The sequence below is a fragment of the Euryarchaeota archaeon genome (assembly GCA_016207515.1).
Lineage (GTDB): Archaea > Thermoplasmatota > SW-10-69-26 > JACQPN01 > JACQPN01 > JACQPN01.
In genome coordinates, this window is the sequence record JACQPN010000016.1 from 1 (window position 1) to 16,740 (window position 16,740).

The 16,740-nt window shown below is 62.1% G+C and carries 20 protein-coding genes; 9 read left to right on the plus strand and 11 right to left on the minus strand.

Features of this window, described 5'->3' with window-relative positions; all coding sequences use genetic code 11:
- Positions 1-167: 167 nt before the first annotated feature.
- Together HY556_07175 and HY556_07180 are read right to left on the minus strand one after the other, a co-directional pair.
- Positions 168-704 (minus strand): nucleotidyl transferase AbiEii/AbiGii toxin family protein, encoded by a 537-nt coding sequence (locus HY556_07175; GenBank protein ID MBI4393561.1) that lies wholly within the window; start codon positions 702-704, stop codon positions 168-170.
- Complete coding sequence (locus HY556_07180; GenBank protein ID MBI4393562.1) at positions 704-1,537, minus strand: transcriptional regulator; 834 nt, start codon at positions 1,535-1,537, stop codon at positions 704-706. The genes HY556_07175 and HY556_07180 overlap by 1 nt, the downstream gene beginning before the upstream one ends.
- A 394-nt stretch (positions 1,538-1,931) precedes the next feature.
- Between HY556_07180 and HY556_07185 the strand changes: the two genes are divergently transcribed.
- Both HY556_07185 and HY556_07190 read left to right on the plus strand, forming a co-directional pair.
- Positions 1,932-2,246, plus strand: coding sequence for a hypothetical protein (locus HY556_07185; protein ID MBI4393563.1), 315 nt, complete (start codon positions 1,932-1,934; stop codon positions 2,244-2,246).
- Positions 2,243-2,722 (plus strand): hypothetical protein, encoded by a 480-nt coding sequence (locus tag HY556_07190; protein MBI4393564.1) that lies wholly within the window; start codon positions 2,243-2,245, stop codon positions 2,720-2,722. Before HY556_07185 ends, HY556_07190 begins: the two co-directional genes overlap by 4 nt.
- A gap of 433 nt (positions 2,723-3,155) precedes the next feature.
- On the opposite strand, the gene HY556_07195 is transcribed toward HY556_07190, so the two are convergent.
- The gene (locus tag HY556_07195) at positions 3,156-3,683 is read right to left on the minus strand and encodes a hypothetical protein (protein MBI4393565.1); all 528 of its coding nucleotides are present in this window, start codon (positions 3,681-3,683) and stop codon (positions 3,156-3,158) included.
- A gap of 218 nt (positions 3,684-3,901) precedes the next feature.
- Positions 3,902-4,333 carry a hypothetical protein gene (locus tag HY556_07200; protein ID MBI4393566.1) on the minus strand — a complete coding sequence of 144 codons (432 nt, stop codon included), beginning with the start codon at positions 4,331-4,333 and terminating at the stop codon, positions 3,902-3,904.
- 117 nt (positions 4,334-4,450) lie between these two features.
- On the opposite strand from HY556_07200, the gene HY556_07205 reads away from it, so the two are divergent.
- Positions 4,451-5,803 carry an amino acid permease gene (locus tag HY556_07205; GenBank protein ID MBI4393567.1) on the plus strand — a complete coding sequence of 451 codons (1,353 nt, stop codon included), beginning with the start codon at positions 4,451-4,453 and terminating at the stop codon, positions 5,801-5,803.
- Here the strand turns inward: HY556_07205 and HY556_07210 are convergent.
- The 7 genes from HY556_07210 to HY556_07240 all read right to left on the minus strand — a co-directional run bounded on the left by HY556_07210 (position 5,781) and on the right by HY556_07240 (position 12,229).
- A complete protein-coding gene (locus HY556_07210; protein ID MBI4393568.1) occupies positions 5,781-6,410 on the minus strand; it encodes a DUF998 domain-containing protein in 630 nt (209 codons plus the stop codon). The genes HY556_07205 and HY556_07210 overlap by 23 nt on opposite strands.
- 57 nt (positions 6,411-6,467) lie before the next feature.
- Entirely contained in the window at positions 6,468-7,037 is a 570-nt protein-coding gene (locus tag HY556_07215; GenBank protein ID MBI4393569.1) for a LemA family protein, read from the minus strand.
- A 4-nt stretch (positions 7,038-7,041) separates the two neighbouring features.
- The gene (locus HY556_07220; protein ID MBI4393570.1) at positions 7,042-7,863 is read right to left on the minus strand and encodes a hypothetical protein; all 822 of its coding nucleotides are present in this window, start codon (positions 7,861-7,863) and stop codon (positions 7,042-7,044) included.
- Positions 7,864-8,032: 169 nt separating this feature from the next.
- Positions 8,033-9,565, minus strand: coding sequence for an ABC transporter permease subunit (locus HY556_07225; protein MBI4393571.1), 1,533 nt, complete (start codon positions 9,563-9,565; stop codon positions 8,033-8,035).
- The gene (locus HY556_07230) at positions 9,566-10,480 is read right to left on the minus strand and encodes an ABC transporter ATP-binding protein (protein ID MBI4393572.1); all 915 of its coding nucleotides are present in this window, start codon (positions 10,478-10,480) and stop codon (positions 9,566-9,568) included.
- Entirely contained in the window at positions 10,480-11,307 is an 828-nt protein-coding gene (locus HY556_07235; GenBank protein ID MBI4393573.1) for an ABC transporter permease subunit, read from the minus strand. Before HY556_07235 ends, HY556_07230 begins: the two co-directional genes overlap by 1 nt.
- On the minus strand, positions 11,300-12,229 hold the full coding sequence (locus HY556_07240) for an ABC transporter ATP-binding protein (GenBank protein MBI4393574.1): 930 nt from the start codon (positions 12,227-12,229) through the stop codon (positions 11,300-11,302). Before HY556_07240 ends, HY556_07235 begins: the two co-directional genes overlap by 8 nt.
- 260 nt (positions 12,230-12,489) lie before the next feature.
- Here HY556_07240 and HY556_07245 point away from each other — a divergent pair, with 260 nt between their 5' ends.
- The 6 genes from HY556_07245 (at position 12,490) to HY556_07270 (ending at position 16,694) form a co-directional block, all read left to right on the plus strand.
- Positions 12,490-13,848, plus strand: a complete 1,359-nt coding sequence (locus tag HY556_07245) for a (2Fe-2S)-binding protein (protein ID MBI4393575.1) — start codon at positions 12,490-12,492, stop codon at positions 13,846-13,848.
- 22 nt (positions 13,849-13,870) lie between these two features.
- Positions 13,871-14,149: a (2Fe-2S)-binding protein gene (locus HY556_07250; protein MBI4393576.1), complete on the plus strand. Its 279-nt coding sequence runs from the start codon at positions 13,871-13,873 to the stop codon at positions 14,147-14,149.
- Between the two features lie 96 nt (positions 14,150-14,245).
- On the plus strand, positions 14,246-15,391 hold the full coding sequence (locus HY556_07255) for an FAD-binding oxidoreductase (protein ID MBI4393577.1): 1,146 nt from the start codon (positions 14,246-14,248) through the stop codon (positions 15,389-15,391).
- 220 nt (positions 15,392-15,611) lie between these two features.
- Entirely contained in the window at positions 15,612-15,992 is a 381-nt protein-coding gene (locus HY556_07260; protein MBI4393578.1) for an ArsR family transcriptional regulator, read from the plus strand.
- Between the two features lie 107 nt (positions 15,993-16,099).
- Positions 16,100-16,387, plus strand: a complete 288-nt coding sequence (locus tag HY556_07265) for a hypothetical protein (protein ID MBI4393579.1) — start codon at positions 16,100-16,102, stop codon at positions 16,385-16,387.
- A 106-nt stretch (positions 16,388-16,493) separates the two neighbouring features.
- Positions 16,494-16,694, plus strand: a complete 201-nt coding sequence (locus HY556_07270) for a 30S ribosomal protein S17e (protein ID MBI4393580.1) — start codon at positions 16,494-16,496, stop codon at positions 16,692-16,694.
- The last annotated feature ends 46 nt before the right edge of the window (positions 16,695-16,740 follow it).

The window sequence follows — 16,740 nt, forward strand, 5'->3', positions numbered from 1 at the left end:
TACAAGGTGGGTCTTCGCTTGATCGGGCGGCGGGTCGAAGTCCTGCGCAAGGGTGCGGAAGTCCGAGTGTATCTTCCCGGGAATCGGGAGAAGGTTTTCAAGGTCCGGCGTCGATACGGTCGCCGCCGGCCAGGGGGGTCGGTTTTAGAGTTACAAGGCGGGTCGGATTAGCGAGTTACACGACACATGATGCTCCTCAACTTCTCGACCAGAATCTCGTTTGACGTGTAGACGAGGGCCGTGAAGCTTGGGACGTCGTCGTAAGCCGGTTTTACCGTGACGTTCGCAGGTGGTTCCACGAGCTTCTCCGTGAGGGAGATGTCGAGTTTGATCGTGTTCTTGTGGCGCAGCGGACCGAGGAACTGGATGCGCGCCTGAATGTAGTAGGGCTTGGAGTGGAATTGGACGAACTCGAGCTTCAGGCCGCTCTGGTCGCTGAGGCGGGCGAATATCTTTTCGAAGCCTTTGCGCACCGTAGTTGATTTGACACTCTTGACTATGGTAAAGTCGAGGTCTTCCGAGAGGCGCCATTCGGGGGCGTAGATTTTCCGGATGGCTGTGCCGCCCTTGAATATGAGGACGTCGGCCAGCGGAGGGCCCGCGTAGATGCCTTGGATGAGCCATGTGAGCGCGTAGTCCTTTTCGAGCGCAGAGACGTCGAAACCTGTCCGTCCCGCCAGCCTGCGCAGCGCGTCCGCGTCCATCAGGTTCCTCTCCAAGAGAGCAGTTCGGTTCGGGTGCGGTTCAGTATGAGTCCGTACTTTTTCGAGTAGGCCAGTCGCTTGGTCGGACCCTTGGGGTCGAGCCACATGTAGTCGTTGAACTTCGTGCTCGCGATTTTCTTGCGGACGGTCTTTGCGAGATCGAGGACTTCGAGAATGTAGCCGAGCCGACGTATCAGTGCGCTTACGCCGTTGCGCTTGGCGTAGTTCAGGAGTTTGGCGAAGTCCAGCTCGTCGCGTCCTTCCCAGAGCGCCTTGATTGTTTCGCTCATGCCGCCGGCGTAGTCGGGGAGGTCGAGGCAGTCGATGATCGTCTTCTCGCGGTCGGAGACCTTGAATGATCCGCCTGCCATCTGCGTCTCGGTCCATCCGAAGAACTTCTTCTTGGAGAGCGTGACGAACTTGAATGTGGTCGCGCCGTAAGTTACCTCTGTCTTGCGCTTTGTCGTGGCCACGAAGATGGTGCGGGGAACCTGTTCTGTCAGGCCCCAATAGTTGAGAGCCGTCCAGAACCCCACGTAGTAGGCATCGACGAGCGTGGGTACTAGCAGGTAGGGCACCTCTGACCAGGATCCTTCCACGCCGGCCCGAGCAGGAATGAGGACGTACTTGCCCTTCTCGAGTTCTTCGATTCGGCCCTTCTTCTTGAGACGCTTCAGGACGCTCTTGATCGAGTCGTTGGTTGAGCCGAGGATCCTGCGTGCGTCCGCGAACCGGAAATTCTCAATGCCCTCCTTTTCGAGTGTGAAGAGGAGCTTGAGCTCCCGTGGGCCAAGTGTTAATTTTCGTGTAGGCATAGTGTCGCCTGACGACACTTCAATGGCACGAGTATTAAAAGGTTTTCCGTCGGGTGTCGCCCACGACGGGATTCGTATTCGCGTCGTCCCTTGGACGCCCAGAATATGAGCTGGGTACGAGAACCGTGCCGCGAGGGTCGCCAGGCGTCACACCATGATCCCATTCATCTTGAGGAGTTCACGGCTCTTCGGGCATCCTCACCCATGGCGTTGGAGCGCGCCAGTATAAGCTTTGTACGAACGCCGTTCCGCGAGGACCAGTAGTACGCGTGGCAGCGTGCGGCGCAACTGATGCGCGCGTCGGCCACGGTCCAACCTTCCGGGACAAACGCCTTGCCGTAGTTCGTCCAATCGTCACTATTGGCATCTACGCACATTCTACGTAGAAATACCTAAATAGTGCTGATGACAGATGGGTACGCGTGTATTCCGAAACATGCGCGAGCTTCGCGCCAAGGTGCGTCGTGTTTGTGAGGCCGACCGCGTTGTCCTGTCGCTCCACGCCCGCCGCACGCATCCAGAACTGCTTCAACGCGACAAGATCGATGTGGTCCGGTATGGCGAGCGCGACAGACCGGCGGCAAACAGGCCTCCGGATTCAGGAGTCTACGTCTGTTGGACGCGCCTACGACGGCATGGTCTTTGCCGGGGCGTGTATGCGATTGTCCGGTCGGGGCACGAGGAGTTTGTCCTCGTCATCACGGCGTTTCCGGAGGGACACCGATGAACGATGAGATTCCCCCCGACGCCGGCGAAGTGCATGAAGTCACCCCGGAAGAAAGCGAGGATACGCGACGCAGGATCCTCGCCGCCAAGGGAAAACCCCTCCACCGCACGGGCACCGTGACGGAATGCCCCATGTGCGGCGGCCGCATGCTCACGACCAACAACCTGAGCCACACCATCCCCACGCCACGCGGCCTCCTCACACTCACGCGGCTTTCCGGCGCCGAGTGCCTCGACTGCGACGAGAAGGAATACGACATGGCAGCCATTGCAGTCATGACGGAACACGAGAACGATGAGATCGTCGCAGACTACGAGACGCGGGTCACGACGACCGGGGGAAAGACATTGGGGACCTATTTCAAGGAGGACCTCCGGAGGGTTCTCGGGCTCAAGGGGAAGGAGAAACTAAGCTGGAAAGTGATGGACGCGGATCACGCGTACGTCACCGTCGATCGCGCCGCACGGCGTAAGTGACGCAACTAAGGCCCGCGGGGACGGGAACGTCCGTTGCTGGCCTCCGAAACTCGCCGAAAACCTACTTCCCGCGCCCGTACTTGTAGATAGGGCGCCCAGGCGCCGCTGGCGTGTCTACCGGGTTTTTCGGAGGCGGCTTCAACGTCTCGGCCACGGCCTTCATTTGGGCCCCCACGCCATAAGTATTGCGGCGTCGTGGAGAGAAGGGCAACGACGACGGACGCTAGCGACGACTTGCAGAGAGGGCCACCACGGCGCCGGGAAACGCATGTAAGATTCGACTATTCTGCTGCCGCGCGGGCAAAAGAAGCACGCCCTCACCCGGCCCTCGGTCGCCCGCCCTTGACAATTGGTCGCCCAGGCGCGGCTGGCGCATCCCTGGGGTCCGGCGGTGGGGGTCTCACTTTATCGCTCACGAGTCTCATTTGGTTTCTCACCTTAAGAATATTACGACGCCGTACAGGAAAAGGCTCACGAATAGGGCGACGAGCCCCAGGCGACGCAGCGACCCTACGCGCACCAATTCCCCCTGATTCTCGGTCGCACGGTCCTTCAGCCCTTTGATCGTGGAGAACTGGATGTGGGCCATCGTCCACCGAGGCTCCAGGGCGACCTCCGCAAGCCATGCCGGGTCGGCGCCCGGTCCGATCTGTGGGGCGCGCGCGGGGAGAATCCCGACGTAGGCGTCAAGGAAAAGAGACGCTGAAATGAGATTGACCACCAAACTGAGAACCAGTAATGCGGCGGACGGCGTCAAAATCGGGTCGCCTCCCACCAGGGCAGTAGGTTGCGAGAGAAGAAGGGCCAAGCCGCCGCCAAAGGAAGCTACCGCCAGGGCAAGGAGCTGTTCGATCTTGTCGTCCAACTCCTCGGCGACCGTTATCTGATGATCCACGTAGCGCTCCATCTGGCGTATCACCTCTCCCAACCGTCGTTCGTCAAGCGACTCCACGCCAGCCATTCTCCGAGTGCCTCACGTTGTCAGACGCACGGCTTATCATTTTTCCCGGAATCGTCGAACACGCCAGACCGTCGGAGGCGCGCAAACTTCGAAAGCAAGACGTCTGCATCACCCGCACTTCGTAAACGGAAGCAACACCGTGAGGGGAGCGTCGGGTGGGTCGATTCTCAATGCGGAGTTGATGTAAGCGAAGAAACCACTTTGGCGGCTCGCGCGCCTCAGCAGGCCGCAACGATCATCCCAAGCAACACCACGTTCACCGCCTGCCCGAAGAAACAAAGCGCGCAGAACACCTTCAGACGATACCTCAACGACCACCACAGAAAAACGCTCACCCAGACCGTTACGATGGAGACGGCGGTCATTTCAAGGCAATAGGGCAATGCACCCGTGACCAGCCCAATGACTGCGGCCCCGCCCGCGAGCAAGTACCATCCCATCCCGTAGACCGAATTCGGCAACCCGAAGAGCCGCGCGTACCTGGAATCAACGACGCTCGCGCACGTCCTTCCGTCCATCCTGCAGAACTTCGGCACGATTCGCGAATCGGGGGCGATGCGGCGGTAGGTCACGAGCGTGAAGTAGAGCGCGTTGAGGAAGCCGAGGCTTGCGAGGACGATTAGCGCGTAAAAGGTCCCTTCGGGTGCCACAAGCGGGAAACACTATAGTGGTAGATGAGCGGAACGCAAATCGCCAGGCCTCCTTTTCCGACGGCCACGGCTCCGCAAACTCCCAAGTTTCTTTATCCCATCGGTGGCTTCAGAATCGTGTCGGGCCTCAGGCGCGAGCTTGGCCTCTTCGAGGCGACCACGATAACGGTGGGGAGCATGATCGGCTCCGGGATATTCTTCGTCCCCAATCTCGTTGCCCGCGAATTCCCGGACACGAACAGCATCCTCGCGATATGGATACTCGGCGGTCTGTTCTCACTCACCGGCGCCTTGACCGTCGCGGAGCTTTCCGCGATGTATCCGCGCTCCGGCGGTCCGTACCGTTTCGTCAAGGAGGCGTTCGGCGAAGGCCCCGCGTTCTTCGTGGGTTGGGGGTACTTTCTCCTTGCCAAGGCCGGCATCGGGGCGGCGGTCGCCTACGTCTTCGCCGTGTATCTCTCCTACTTCATTCCGTTGAGCGGCCTGGGGATCACCCTGATGGCCGCGTGGTCGCTCGCGGCGCTCACGTTCGTTAATTGGCTCGGTGTAAAACAATCCGGCGGCCTACAGAACGGTCTCACGGTCTTGAAGGCCGCATCGCTCGTAGCGCTGGTCGGGGCCGCGATCGTGATCGTCCCGACAGGCGCTCCTTCAACCGCGCAACTCGTTGCCGGCGGGAGTCTTTCCGCCGCCTTCATCGCCGTCCTCTTCTCCTACAACGCGTGGATCAACGCTACGTTCGTCGCTGAGGAGGTGAAGGACCCCGAGCGCACGCTGCCGAAAGCGTTAGCATTGGGCGTGGGCATCGTCACGGTCCTCTATGTGGCCGCGAACCTCGCGTACTTGAAAATCCTGGGCGCCGCGGGTGTGGCTTCGTCCCAACTCGTCGGGACAGACGCGGCAAGCAAGCTTCTTCCCCTCGGTGGCGCGTTCATCGCGGCCGCGGTCCTCGTCTCCACCTTCGGAAACCTCAACGGCGGCCTTCTCACCGGCGCCCGGTTGCCGATGGCTATGAGCCAGGACGGCTTGCTCCCACGCCGGTTGTCCTCCTTGTCACGCTCGGGAACGCCGGCGGCGGCACTCGGTCTCCAGATGCTAGCGTCCATCGCGCTGGTCCTCACCGGATCGTTCCAGGGGATCATCACGTTCTCGATCTTCGTCATCTGGGGAAGCCTCCTGCTCATCGCTCTTGCCATCTTCAAACTCCGGCGCGACAAGCCAGATGCGCCGCGACCGTACCGCGTCGTCGGCTATCCAGTGACGCCGGCGATCTTCGTGGCCGCCGCAGGATTCGTCATGGTCCAGACATTGATCGACCAACCGCTTTCGGCGGCGTATGGGATCGGGATAGTCCTGACAGGAGTGCCGGTCTACGTCTGGATGCGAAGGAAAAGGACGCGGGGAAACGGCCCAATGCCTGACGGCGAACCTGGGAGGCGCATCGTCCTCAGGCCGATCGACGAGGATTGAGGCGAAGAAGCCACCAGCCCGAAGCGAAAACGGCGATGGCGATGGCGGTCGCGGGAAACATCTCGGAGACGGCCTTGCCGACGTAGGCACCCCGGAGCACGTAGAAGGGAAGACCAAGGAAGGCGACGAACGCAAGCGCGAATGCACCTCTTGATAGCCATCGCGGCGATCGACCGCGAAAGGCAAGGCCCGAAGCGAAGAGGGCAATGGTCACGGAGAAGAAGAAGACGCGGGAAACGAGGCCATGTGCGTCGCCTAGCGTCTCGGGGAGAAGCCCGATCAGGGAAAGACTGGCCGCAGACATGTAGGCGAACGCGGCCGCGAGGCGCCCCGCGTCGCCTCCTTCCCGCAGGTGCGGCGCCATGCCGTGGGCCCAGAGAAGTGCTACGAGGCCGGCAAGAAGAAGACCCGCGTTGAAAAGGATCGAGGTGATGCCCCGCGATGCCCAGATGTCCCCCGAACCGGGAACGCCCCCTAGGTCGGAAAGGAAATTGTCCGTCCACGAGAACCACGGAGCCGTCGCAACGGCTGCGAAGATGCCTCCGAAGGCAAGAAGCGGAGCGAGTAGGCCGGCGTAACCCGCGAGGCGGTCATCGACGATGGGCACCGGGCCTCCCCACGGGCAGGCCATCGAAGCGCATTGCGGTGGCCATTTCGATCCCTCTCAAAACTGCACGGTGACGTCCGCCCTGTCGGTCTCGGCCACTTTGAAGAGGTCCTGCTTCGTGTAATGCAGCATGCTCGCGACGAACATGTCGGGGACGGATTGGATGCGGATATTGTACGTGTTCACGGAGTCGTTGTAGAACTCGCGTCTGTCGGCGATCTGGTCCTCCACCTCGCTTACCCGGTGCTGGAAATTGACGAACGATGTGTCGGCCTTCAACTGCGGATAGTTCTCGGCCACGGCAAAGAGGGTCTTCAAAGTCGACGTCATGATGTTGTCCGCGGCCGCTTTTTCCGGCACACTCTTCGCATTCATGAACGCGGTGCGCGCCTCGGTCACCTTGACCAGCACCTCTTTCTCGTAGTCCCGGTATCCCTTGACGGTCGCCAAGAGCTTCGTCAACTCGTCGTGGCGCTGTTTGAGGAGGACGTCGATGTTCGACCACGCCTTGTCGATGTTGTTCCGCAGCCGAACTAGGCTATTGTAGATCGAGAAGAAGAGCCCTACGAAGAGGACCACCATCAAGAGCAGTACGAGGCCGATGACCAGTTCCAATTCGCCCGCCATTTTCTCAACCCAGGGAAACCACGTTCACCGATATCAGCGCACCGATGACGACGATGATGGCGCCCCCCGCAAACCAGCCCAACGTCTCCCACTTCAGGCCCCTGACGAGGTCGGTCTCGCTTCGATCGGAGATCATGAAGGTCCGTTCGTTGTCGCCCTTCTTCACGGAGACACCTCCGGGTGCCTTCGGGTCGATCGAGGCCGTGCCGAGGACGAAGACGTTCTCGCCTGGTTCGATGAGGTATTCGAAGTACTTCCGGTCCCCCACGCTTGCGCCCCACGTCCGGTGGGCGCCCGGCTTCAATGGCGTGAGGGACCAACCGGACACGTCCATTTCGCGTTCCCGGCCCGAGTGCCACGCGTCGAGGAGTCCAAGGATCCTGGGAAACGCGGCCCCGACCCCCGAGCGTTGGAGGTAGACGCCCGACAGGGGCGTGTGCACCTCGGCTCCAGCCGGGTCGACGTACGCGCGGCCCGTGTCGTCCTTGGCGTAAAACGGCGTCGCGCGGTCGCCGGCGGCGATCGTGTCCCAACTGTAACTGGTCCTCACCTGGCCCTTGGGCCCGCGCGAGACGTGCTTGCGGTACTCTTGCACGTCGTACTTGTAGTAGACGCAGGGTTTACGCGAAAAGGGGGACGTGAGGAAGGACTCGGCCTCGGCCGAGCCTTGGATCTCCACGAGTCCCATCGCCATCGAGCGCACCTTCGAGCGCGGCGTGTCCTCGATGAGGCGCCACTTGCGCCACTTGTTGAATCCGAAGTAGAAGACCAAGGCGCCACCGGCTCCCATTACGAGGCCGATCACCATCTGCTCCATGGCGGCCATGGCGGGTCAGAGCCTCACGGCAATGAAGAACCTTGTGAAAGTCCCCTTTTCCATTTCAAGGAGGGCCGCCCGGAGGCCGCGTGTCGGGAGCGCCCACTGAACGGTGGAACGGCCCCCAGCGTCCCGTCCCGGCGGAGGAAACATGGAATCGCCCCGGCCTGGCGCGTCCTCAGAGGTCGAACTCTCGCCGCCGCATCGTCCACGCCGAGAGGGCGAGGAAGGCGACGCCGGCGAGTACGACGATCCGTAAGGCACCCATCGAAGGCTCGTCCGACGGGAGCCACTGCAACCCCTCATCCAGTTTCCAGCTCTTCGCCGCTTCCTGGATGTAATTGCCTATGGTGAGGGTCTTCACCCACGGGACGAAGAGCCCGGCGATCGTCTCCCAACCGAGGACGAAAGCGACGCCGAGCAAGTACGGTCGGTCGACGACGATGCCGAGGAGCGTGAAGAAGCCACCATATACGAAGAGCGTCACGAGGCTTGCAAACAACGGCGTCGTGAGGAAGCCGACGTTGCCCTCCGGTGTCCCGAAGAGGATGAGGAACGTAACGACTATCCCGACGCTCACGGCAGCGGCGGCGACGACGAAACCGGCGAGGAACTTCGCGATCGGTATGGCGGAGCGCGACAACGGCCTCGTGAGCAGGTACGGAAGCGTGCCCGCTTCCTTCTCGTCCGCGATCACACCGCCCGCGTAGAACAGGGCTATGAACGGGATCAATATCCGCAGGTGGAGAAGGCCGAGGATGCTCGCGTAGAAATCCTTTATAGTGAGCCGGTCGGGAGGCGTTGGCGGCTTGTCGCTAGTGGGCCTTGGATCGACGACGAGGGAGGCGACCTCCATGTTGTTCGTCCCATCGGGATCGCTCGCCGAATCGCCCGGGTCGACGTACGCTTGCGCCCAATACGGGCCTTCCGTGGCGTCGCGCCAGAGAAGTTGTATCTCCTTCGATTCGCCGGCGGCGAGATCAACTTGCGTGATGTTCTCACTGAACGCGGCGAGGGGCCCGCCAAACCCGCGCCCGACCCGGAGCGCTACGGTGACGTTCGTCACGGCCACGGCCCCCGTGTTGGTCACGGTGGAAACGAAGGTGAGGTTGTCGCCGCGCACGTGGCTACCGGGCGGTAGGCGAAGGCCGGTCATCGTGAGGTCGGCCGTGACGGGCGCCGAGTCGTTTCCTGTGAGATTGTTCGGTGGCGTCGGGGCGGTGAGCGCTGACGGAGGCCGATACCCGACGACCACGGGGACGAGTTTCTGGTTGTTGAACTCCTCCTTCTCGCCGACCGTGTCGGCCGAATCGGTGTCGGCGAGGATCCACCAACTGCCGGCCTTCGCGGTCCAATCGACGGTGACGAGCGCACTCGCTCCCGGCGCGAGGCCGCTCACGATATCCTCCTTCGTCGCGTCGGGGATCAATTGATTGCCCGACACGCGCCCGATCGAGAGCGATGCGTTGAAATTGCCTGCATTCGAGGTCCCGATGTTGCGCACCGCGACCGTGAGGACGACGGGGTCCCCCTCCTTGATGGAGGTGAGGGAAAGAGTGGGCTCGTCGGGCGAGATGTCCGCCTGGTGCGTCACCACCCACGCGCCGACGAGCACGACGGGAAGAAGCCCGGCCAAAGCGACGATCAGGAATCCCTTTGCGGAGGCCCAGCTTCGTAGGTGCGTCTTGAATAGGGTCATCGTCGCGCCCATCTAGCTCACCAGGTACTGGAAGATCGCTTCCACGTTGTCGTCAAGGGAGGTCACCGAGGTGAATGGAAGCCTCTTGGCCATGAGCAGGTTCTGGAGTTCCGCGTGGAATTCCTTCGGCCGCTTCGTCTTCACGACCACGGCCCCCTCTTCTCGTTGGAGGGAAAGCACTGTGTCCCAGCCCCAAAGGAGCGCGCCAAGCTCTACGGCGTTGGTCGTCGCGATGCGGACGGTCCGTGGATAGCGGTCGAGAAGGTCGCGCACTTCGTCGATACGACCGTGCGCCATCAACCGGCCGTGGTTCATGAGCATGATCCGATCCGTCATCGCCTCGACGTCGGGAAGCACGTGGGTCGAGACGATGACGCTTTTTCCGGATGAGGCCAGGCCTCTGATGAGTTGTATGAGGTCACGTCGAGCGAGGGGGTCGCTTCCAAGCAGCGGCTCGTCGAGGATCAGGAGTTCGGGTTCATTGAGTAGCGCCAACGCGAGTTTCAACTTCTGGCGCATCCCGCGGCTGTACGTCTCGACGCGCCTGTCGGCCACACCCGAGAGGCCTACTTGGCGCAAGGCCCTCTCCGCCGCCTCGCTTGCGGCGGCGCGCGACAGCCCTCCAAGCTCGCCCGAAAGGACCGCGACTTCCGTCCCCGTGCGTTCGCGCCACGGGGCGTCGCCCTCGGGGACGAAGCCTACGCGGGAAAGGAGCTTCGGGTTCGACCAGGGTCTCTCGCCGAGGACGAGCAGTTCGCCCTGCGACGGTTCGACAAGCCCCATCGCCATCTTCATGAGCGTTGATTTCCCGGCACCGTTCGGGCCAAGAAGCCCCGTGACACCGGGCAAGACGTCGAGCGTCACGTCGTTCACGGCGATGACGTCGCCGTACCATTTTGACACGGCCCTGGCCTCAAGCACCGCCACTACGTCTCACCTGCCAGGCGCGGGTGCTTCCATGCGACGAAGCCCCAACCGATGAGCACCAGCACCGAGAGTTCGATGAGCCCCCACCACGCAGGGACGGCGCCGGTGGGGGGGAGGGCGAATATCCATTCGACCTGGGCTGCCGCGGCGGAGAACGGGGACAGGAGCTGCATGTTCGGGTCCCGGGTGATGCCCTGAAGGAGGTTCGCGACGATCACGTCGGCCACGGCGAAGCCGCCGAAGAGGATCAACGTGGCGGCCCGGCTTGATTTCGCGACACACGATAGGCCGAGCCCCAAGCCGGAGACCACCAGGCCCCACATGAGGCCATAAACGAGGGCGCGTAACGGCATGAGGTTCCAATCCTGCGGCTGTACCGTGAAGAAGACGAATGACATTGCGAAGTAGAGAAGGGCGGGGATGAAGACGGCGAGTGTCGTGACCCCGACGATCGCGAGCACTTTTCCGGCAAGGTAATCGAGGCGCGTCACCGCCCTCGAAAGGTAGAGTTCCAAGGCCCCGCGGCGCGAATCCTCAAGAAGCGCCGGCCCCGCCATCGCCGCGCCGACGGCGAGTACACCCCATCTAAGGTTGTTCAGGAAGAAGAGGAAATTCTCCATCGTGTGGACGCCGTCGCCGCGCCCCCGGGAAAGCGTGTACATACTCCCAAGGTACACGATGGTGTAAGCAAGCACCAGTGTGAGCGCCGTGCGGGACCACGTGTTGTTGATCGCCTTCCTTATCTCCTCGGCCGCGACGACACCGACCGCTGGCCGGTTGTTGAGCACACCACCCCATCGCGGGTAACCCGTGACACCCTCAGGCACTCGTGGTCACCCCCACGGAGGTCGGGGCCACCGCTTGTTGGAACGCCTCTTCGAGCGTCAGTTCAAGGGGAGCGATGTGGCGTACCACTAGACCGCATTCGGAGGCGGCACGGAGTATCTGGTGCGGGTCGTCGGTGTTCACGCGGAGGTTCGGAAGCATCGGTTCGAACGTTATGCCTGCGGCGCCCAAGCGCTCCATCAAAGGCTCCATGGACCCCGTGGTGCGCACGAGGAACGCCTTCGTCGGTAACGACTTCAACTCCGAAAGGGGCCCTTGTGCGGCGGCCCGCCCCTCGTTGAGGACGACCGCGTACTCGGTGAGCTGTTCGACATCGTGGAGAAGATGCGAGGAGATGAGCGTCTTCAACCCGTGCTCTTTCTCGAGTTCGCGGATGAGCCCGAGGATGTGCGCGCGTCCCTCCGGGTCGACGCCTTCCGTGGGCTCGTCAAGTATCAGGAGTTCGGGGTCGTGCACGAGGGCCTGCGCGAGTTTGAGGCGCTGCCTCATTCCCGTGCTGTACTTCTCGACAAGACGGTACCGTTCTTCGCCCAGTTCGACGTAGTCAAGGACTTGATGCGCCCGTTGTAGGGCGTCGGCGCTTCCCATCCCGACGAGGCGCCCTGCGAGGCCGACGGCCTCGACACCGGTCAACGCTGGAAAATGCGCGTCACCTTCCGGCGCGTACCCGATGCGTCGGCGTAGGCTCGTGTTCTTCCGCGAAACGTCTTCCCCGAGCACCCGGACCGTGCCCGATGTCGGTGGGACCATCCCAAGTAGGAGACGGATAAGGGTGCTCTTGCCGGCGCCGTTCGGTCCCAAGAGGCCGACCGAGGTCGACGGAACGGTGAGCGTGAGGGGTCCGAGCGCCTGTTGCGCGCCGTAGAACTTGGAGACGTTTTCGAGTTCGACCAGGTTCGCCATTACACGCCTCGCGCCTTGAAGCGGACCACCCCTCTAAAGTCTTGCGGGATTCACATCATGCAAGGCCCCGAGGCGTACAGGGCTCTTCGCGGCGCGGCGGACGGATCGCTCGGGTGCCTTGCTCACGGGGCGGTCAGACCGTCGCCCTATGGCTAGACGCGACCTGGTCCGCACGCTGACCGCCCCATGAATCACACCAAAGCCACCCCATAACCCTAAAATAACGACCTATCGTTCATTGCGCTGGGAGAACAGGCTCGTTGAAGGATTCGAGTGGCGCAGGTTCAAAGCCCCCCGTGGGCGGACTGAGCTTCACGTACAACGGCCGCACCATCGAAGCCTCCGCCAAGGACACCATCGCCTCCGCACTGTACCGGCGCGGGATCCGGATCTTCTCACGTAGCGTCAAGTACCACCGCCCGCGCGGGTTGACTTGTGTCGCAGGCCATTGCACGGCGTGCATGGTCGAGGTGGACGGCGTCCCGGATGTTCGGGCTTGCACGGCCTTGGCAAGGCCTTGCAAAGTGCGTTCACAGAACGTTTTCCCGAGTGTCAAGTGGGACCTGTTCTCGATCACCGATTATGCGTTCCCGAAGAACTTCGAGTATCAGAGGCGTTTCTTGCGGCCAAAGTCGGTGAACCGTGCGTTCTACTGGCTGGTGCGGCGGATGGCCGGTGTCGGTCGGTTCAAGGGTGACGAGCGGCCGTCGACGGCGGCGGCCCTTGAAACCATGGAAACGGAAGTGTTGGTGATCGGCGGTGGTGTTGCGGGCATGGCCGCGGCAAAAGCATCCGCGGAAAAGGGCGCCCGCACTATGCTTGTCGCAAGCGGTCTTGAGCTCGGGGGCGCAGCTCTCCATGCGACGATGCGTGTCCGATCGGCGAAGGGCGTCATCGCGACACTGCCTTCTTCGGTCCTCGCTTGGACCGGTTCGACGGCGTTGGGCTACTACGACGGCATGGTCCTCGTCGAGCGGGGCGGCCGGCTGGTGGAGGTCCGACCCCGAAGCGTCGTCGTCGCGGTGGGCGGCCACGAGGCCACGCCCCTTTTCCCGAACTGCGACCTTCCGGGCGTCATCTCCGCTCGCGTGGTGCGCTACCTTTGGGGGCGCTTCGGCGTCCCACCTGGTAAACGGGCCATCGTCGACCTCGGTCCCAACGGCGACGAGGGCGTCGTCTCGGATATCGCAGCCGCCGGAACGCAGGTCGTCAAGGTGATCCGCACCGACGCGGAGACGACGCAGGGGGAACGGTCGATCGTGCGTGCTCACGGATTCACGACCCTCAAGGCGGTCACGGTCGACCAAGACGGAAGGCCCGAACGGATAAAGTGCGACCTCTACGTCTACGCGCACGGAGCAAGACCAGCACCCGAACTATTCCAACAGGCGGGCTGCAGGATGCGATACTCAGAGAACTTGGGCGCGTATGTCCCCGAAACGGACGCTGTCGGGACGACGTCGAACGAGCGCGTCTTCGCCGCCGGACTTTCCGCCGGCTACACGGACGTCGACGAGTGTCTTCGGTCGGGCGGACTCGCCGGCGCCAAGGCAGCGGACATGGCGAACATGGACGGGAGGATCGGCGCGGGGAAGGGTGCCGAGGTGCCGGCGAGATGACGCGGGCGAAGGTGCTTGAGTCATGACGACGCCGAAATGCGTCGTCTGCCCGTGCGAGGACATCACGACCACCGAGATCGAGGACGCGATCGAGGTGGGACTTTCCGACGTCGAGTCGATCAAGCGCTACACGGGGGTCGCAACGGGTGCTTGCCAGGGGAAGATCTGCCTACCTGCATTGCGGACGATCATCGTGAGCGTAACGGGAAAGACCGTCGATGAGGTAGGGACGATGGTCCACAGGCCGCCATTGAGACCCGTCCCGATAGGAGAGCTGGCAGGAGAGGCGCCCCGTGGATGAGAGGCAGGTCGGGGCTTGCGGCCCCGACAGGCGCATGGCCTGCGGTCCAGAGCTGACTCTAGCGGGTGTGACGGCGTTGGCGGGTGTTCTTGTCATTTGACCGACCCGCGTAAGATCGTGGTCGTCGGCGCCGGTGTCTTGGGACTGGGCCTTGCATACCAATTGTCGAAACGAGGTGTGCGCGACATCACCGTGGTCGACAAGGGGTACATCCTCTCCGGCGCCTCGGGGCGTAACGGAGGCGGAGTCCGCGCACAGTGGACGACGCGCGATAACATAATCATGGCGCGCGAATCCATCTCGATGTTCAAAGGTCTCAGCGAGGAGCTTGGGATAAACAACTGGTTCCGACAGGGCGGTTACCTGTTCCTCGCCTACGACGACGAGAAGCGACGTGCCCTTGAAAAAAGCGCGGCGTTCCAGCGGCAACACGGGGTGCCGACGCGGATGGTCGACGCCCGGGAGGCGCGGAAGATCGTTCCAGGCCTTGCCGTGGAAAAGGTCGTCGGGGCCTCATACAATCCAACGGACGGCATCATCTTCCCATGGCCGGTCGTCTGGGGTTATTGGCAGCGCTGCCGTGAGCGTGGCGTCAAGGTCATGACCGGGACGACGGTCACGGGCTTTGGAAAATCGTCTTCGTGGCTCTACTCGGTGAAGACCGACAAGGGCGAACTCGAGGCCGACCTCGTGGTCAACGCCGCCGGGGGTTGGGCCAAGGGGATCGCAGCGCTCGCCGACGTGAAACTGCCGAACACAGCGATGCGCCACGAAATACTCGTCACCGAGCCACTCAAGGCGTTCCTTGGACCGATGGTGGTCGACACGCGAAACGGCCTCTATTTCAACCAGGTGATGCGAGGCGAGATCGTCGCCGGCATCAGCAATCCGACCGAAAAGCCGGGCATCAATTCGGCGTCGAGCCTGGAATTCATGAAATCCATCTCCAAAGCGATGCTCGACGTTCTGCCGGGCCTTCGGAGCGTCAGCGTCGTCCGCCAGTGGGCGGGGCTTTACGACCTCACGCCGGACGGCCACCCGATCATCGGTTCGACGCCCGATCTCATGAACATGTACCAACTGAACGGGTTCAGCGGACACGGGTTCATGCTCTCACCGTTCGTCACGAACCTCGCCGCCGACGCGATCACGGGCAAAAGGACCGCGCTAGACATGAGCCGTTTCTCCTTGGAACGCTTCGCGAAAGGCGATGTCGAGAAGGAGACGATGGTGATCGGTTGATGAAAGCGATCGACGGCATCGAGAATCGCATGACTCTCGATCAATTGGCGCGCGGACAGATCTCCTGCGCCGAAACGGCCGACGTTTTCCTGCCGCGGCTGCGACGAAACACCCACGCGGCCACAAAATCTCGACACGAAACCACGCTTCACCTGTGTCCATTGGAGCTCTCGCAAATCTTTAATTATGGCTACCCCGCTATAGAAAAAAGGGTGGACTGTTGAAACGGAGAGATGCACCGACACTTGATGAAGCGGACCTTGAAGTCGTCACGCTTCTCACGAACCTGGGGATGGACCACAAACTCGCAAAGGTCATCACCTTCCTGTCGCAAGTGCCCGAGGGCAAGTCCACCGACATAGAGCGCGGGTGCAAGCTGCGCCAACCAGAAGTCTCCGTCGCCACGAAACTGCTTCGCGACCGAGGCTGGATCGTCACCGAAGAGCGAAAGAAAGGCGGAAAAGGACGGCCCGTCCACTACTACCGGCTCGAAACGCCGCTGCCGAAGATCGTAGACACGATCGAGCAGTCGAAGCGGCAGGAGATCGAGGGCGAACTCGAAAAGATCGGTCGCCTAAAGGGCATGGTAAACGGCAGCTGAAGTGCACAGGTGGACGTTGACCAATGTCCTGATCCGACTACGGATTCACGTGAAATCTTAATATCCGCCAGGATCGAGTCTCCCCTTGGAAAACGGGAGACCCCTTGATGTCCGCAGACCCTCCCAAACACAACGCTTCCCGCCGCCGACTCGTCTTCCTGCTCCTTATTGTCGCTGGCGCACTCGTTGCTTCAGGCGGCGCCGCAGCCCATACCGTCCACGGCGGCTGCGGTAAGTCGATTGCGCTCATGTACGACTACTTTGTCTACCTCATCGACGATCCGACGAACCCGGACCGTATCACGAGCGGTGTCGTCTATGTGGGAGGGCCGACATGCAGCGATTATTGGAGATGCGACGGCGACGGCTGTGCGCTCTTGCCGATCGGGGGTTGAGGAAACCACACACCATCTTGGCCTTGGAGCCACGCCTTCCCGGCCAAGAGCGAGGGGCCCCAATCTTCTTATAGGCCTTCCGCATTAGCGTGAATCCCGGTGCCAGATGGGAAACATCCGACCGACCTACATCAAGCGCGTCGCCGACGAACTGTTGGCCAAGTACCCGACCAGTTTCACCAGCGACTTCCAACTGAACAAGATGAAGGTCGGCGAGCTCACCGACGTGCAGGCCAAGGGCATGCGTAACCGCATCGCCGGCCTTGTCACGCGCCGTGTGCGAAGGCGCGACTCGACACCGCTTTGATCCACGCTCTACGGGGGACCGGGCGTCTCCAGAGCCTCTCTTGTTG

Coding starts and splice junctions, on each gene's coding strand:
- HY556_07175 (MBI4393561.1), bottom strand. CDS start 704: ATGGACGCGGACGCGCTGCGCAGGCTGGCGGGACGGACAGGTTTCGAC.
- HY556_07185 (MBI4393563.1), top strand. CDS start 1,932: ATGGGTACGCGTGTATTCCGAAACATGCGCGAGCTTCGCGCCAAGGTG.
- HY556_07190 (MBI4393564.1), top strand. CDS start 2,243: ATGAACGATGAGATTCCCCCCGACGCCGGCGAAGTGCATGAAGTCACC.
- HY556_07195 (MBI4393565.1), bottom strand. CDS start 3,683: ATGGCTGGCGTGGAGTCGCTTGACGAACGACGGTTGGGAGAGGTGATA.
- HY556_07215 (MBI4393569.1), bottom strand. CDS start 7,037: ATGGCGGGCGAATTGGAACTGGTCATCGGCCTCGTACTGCTCTTGATG.
- HY556_07220 (MBI4393570.1), bottom strand. CDS start 7,863: ATGGCCGCCATGGAGCAGATGGTGATCGGCCTCGTAATGGGAGCCGGT.
- HY556_07225 (MBI4393571.1), bottom strand. CDS start 9,565: ATGGGCGCGACGATGACCCTATTCAAGACGCACCTACGAAGCTGGGCC.
- HY556_07240 (MBI4393574.1), bottom strand. CDS start 12,229: ATGGCGAACCTGGTCGAACTCGAAAACGTCTCCAAGTTCTACGGCGCG.
- HY556_07250 (MBI4393576.1), top strand. CDS start 13,871: ATGACGACGCCGAAATGCGTCGTCTGCCCGTGCGAGGACATCACGACC.
- HY556_07265 (MBI4393579.1), top strand. CDS start 16,100: ATGTCCGCAGACCCTCCCAAACACAACGCTTCCCGCCGCCGACTCGTC.
- HY556_07270 (MBI4393580.1), top strand. CDS start 16,494: ATGGGAAACATCCGACCGACCTACATCAAGCGCGTCGCCGACGAACTG.